Origin of the sequence: Serratia sp. (in: enterobacteria) (assembly GCF_046715635.1) — a bacterium.
In the GTDB taxonomy this organism is placed as follows: Bacteria; Pseudomonadota; Gammaproteobacteria; order Enterobacterales; family Enterobacteriaceae; genus Chania.
Genome location: NZ_JBKJYW010000381.1, coordinates 1 through 2,713, shown reverse-complemented (window position 1 = coordinate 2,713; position 2,713 = coordinate 1). Strand labels below are relative to the sequence as shown.

Sequence of the window (2,713 nt, the reverse complement as noted above, 5' to 3'; positions counted from 1 at the left end):
TTGGGCTGAACCTTAATCCGATAAAGCCTGTCTTAACCTTGGGCATCTCTCGATGTCGTCAGATCAGTAACCTGTGTTTGTATAGGAGCCTCGCCAAACGAGATACTGCATATAACTACCCGGTGATTATAGGCGTGCTGGGAGCGATAGTGCTCGAAAATCGGCACCTCGTTGAGGTGATATTTAAGAAGTTATATTTAAACGAACGATTTATCTTAATAAACGTTAATTGTGAAGTGATATAAACACTATGGCGGGTTATTCAATTGCCTTAATCAGCATTTATAAGCTGAATAAAAGCAAAAACCGACCTTTTACAGTCGGTTTACAGTAAGGAATGCACCATTACCGCATAGTCACGAATTCTTCCGCTGCGGTAGGGTGGATCGCCACGGTATTATCGAAGTCTTTCTTGGTCGCGCCCATCTTGATTGCCACGGCGAAGCCCTGCAGGATTTCATCCATGCCAAAGCCAATCCCGTGCAGGCCAACAATCTTCTCTTCTTCCCCCACACACACCAGCTTCATGCGGCACGGTTGGCGATGCTGAGTTACGGCGCTGTACATGGCGGTGAAGGAGGATTTATAGACCTTCACTTTGTCCTCGCCAAACTGCTCTTTTGCCTGCGGTTCGGTCAGGCCAATGGTGCCAATTGGCGGGTGGCTGAACACCACGGTGGCGATATTGCTGTAATCCAGGTGCTCGTCCGGCTTGTTGTTGAACAGGCGCTCAGACAGGCGACGGCCAGCGGCAACGGCAACCGGGGTCAGCTCAACCGCACCGGTGTTGTCACCCACTGCGTAGATGCCTTTCACGTTGGTGTTCTGGAATTTGTCGACCTCGATGTAGCCTTTGGCATTGGTCTTCACGCCGGTGACTGCCAGGTTCAGATTGTCGGTCGCTGGTTCGCGGCCGATGGCCCAGACCAGGCTGTCCACGGTGAACTCTTTGCCGTTTTCCAACGCCAGCGTCAGGCTGCCGTCGGCGTTTTTGACGATGGATCTTGGAATGGATTCGGTGTGCAGGGTTGGCCCTTCGGTGTTCATCACCTCAACCAGGGTTTCTACAATCATCGGATCGAAGGTACGCAGCGGGGCGTGTTTACGCACGAACAGGTGCGTTTCCGCTCCCAGCGCGTTCATCACACCGGCAATCTCTACCGCGATGTAGCCAGCACCCACCACTGCCACGCGTTTTGGCATGGCATCCAGCTCGAAGAAGCCGTCGGAGTCGATGCCGTATTCGGCACCTGGGATCGACGGATGGCTTGGGCGGCCACCGGTAGCGATCAGAATATGGTCGGCAGTGATTTTCTCGCCGTTGACTTCCACGGTATGCGCGTCAATAAAACGGGCAAAACCTTTGATCACGTCGACCTTGTTTTTGCCCAGCACGTTGTCGTAAGAGGTGTGAATACGATCGATGTAGGCGGTGCGGTTGGCGATCAGACGTTTCCAGTCGAAGGCGTTGACGGTGGTATCGAAGCCGTAATCCGGGCCGTACTGGTGAATGGCCTCGGCGATCTGCGCCGCATGCCACATGACTTTTTTCGGGACACAACCCACGTTAACGCAGGTGCCGCCAAGTTCTTTGGCTTCAATCAGTGCGCATTTCTGGCCATACATGGCTGCCCGGTTGATCGATGCGATACCGCCGCTGCCGCCGCCAATTGCTAGATAATCGTAATGTTTCGTCATCTGGGTTTTCCATGAGTTGTGTGATTCGAGAAGGGTAAGAGTTTAACGCCTGACTGGGGGTTGTCGCAAAGATTGCGTCGATGGCTGTAATAGGCAGAGGCTTGATCCTCTGCCCGGTTGATTTTACACGATAACCAATTCGGGTTTTGCCCGATCGAGCGCTTGGCGATCGGCACTGCTGATGCCGGTATCGGTAATGATCATGTCAATCTGGCTCATCGACAGCACCAGGTTGAAACCCCGGCGGCCGAACTTGGTGGAATCGACCACCGCGACAACGCGCTTGGCTGCCTGAGCCATCACGCCGCTGATCGAGTAGCCTTCATTAAAGGTAGTGATGCCGTTGGTGGCGTCCAGCCCGTCGGCCCCGACGAACATCACGTCACCGGCAATGCCCTGTAGGGAGAGCTCCGCGATGGAACCGTGCATAGAGCGCGTCTTATGGCGCAACGTGCCGCCACACAGCACCAGCGTGATGTCTTTATTATCGGAAAGCGCAAAGGCGGCGGGCAGGTTATTGGTGATCACCGTGATATTGCCCATCTTCACTAGCTCTTCAGCAATCAGCATGGTGGTGCTGCCGCTGTCCAGGATCACCGTATCGCCGGGGTTGACCATCGCCGCTGCTTTTAAGGCAATGCGTTTTTTCGGGTCTTTAGCCAGCTGGTAGCGTTCCTCCAGGATGACCTCACCGGTGGTTTTCGGCGCCTCGGCCTCCTGCTCCAACTGGCTGCCCGGCCTGGCGGCACCGCCGTGGAAGCGGATCAGCAGACCTTTTTCTTCCAGCAGGCGCAGGTCAGCGCGGATGGTAACTTCAGAAATTCCGAAGGAATTCGAAAGATCGCTGACCAAGATGCTGCCGTTCTGCTGAACCAAGTCGACAATTTTGTTTCGTCTTTCAAAAGAGTTCATCATCCTGACCTATCGAAATGTTTTGCTTTTATTTTATGCGAAAGGGATATGAAAGGGGAGCATAAAGATCAAGGAGATGGGATTTGAGGCAAAATAATGGCTG

At 53.6% G+C, this 2,713-nt stretch carries 2 protein-coding genes and 1 riboswitch; both genes read right to left on the bottom strand.

All coding sequences use genetic code 11. From position 1 onward, the window contains the following. Positions 1-109, bottom strand: a riboswitch (M-box (ykoK) riboswitch). This riboswitch is flagged as partial in the annotation. Positions 110-345: 236 nt separating this feature from the next. Further along, entirely contained in the window at positions 346-1,698 is a 1,353-nt protein-coding gene (gene gorA, locus ACLQ7H_RS19915) for a glutathione-disulfide reductase (protein WP_411754162.1), read from the bottom strand. Positions 1,699-1,821: 123 nt separating this feature from the next. After that, a complete protein-coding gene (locus ACLQ7H_RS19910) occupies positions 1,822-2,610 on the bottom strand; it encodes a DeoR/GlpR family DNA-binding transcription regulator (RefSeq protein ID WP_059199417.1) in 789 nt (262 codons plus the stop codon). Between the last annotated feature and the right edge of the window lie 103 nt (positions 2,611-2,713).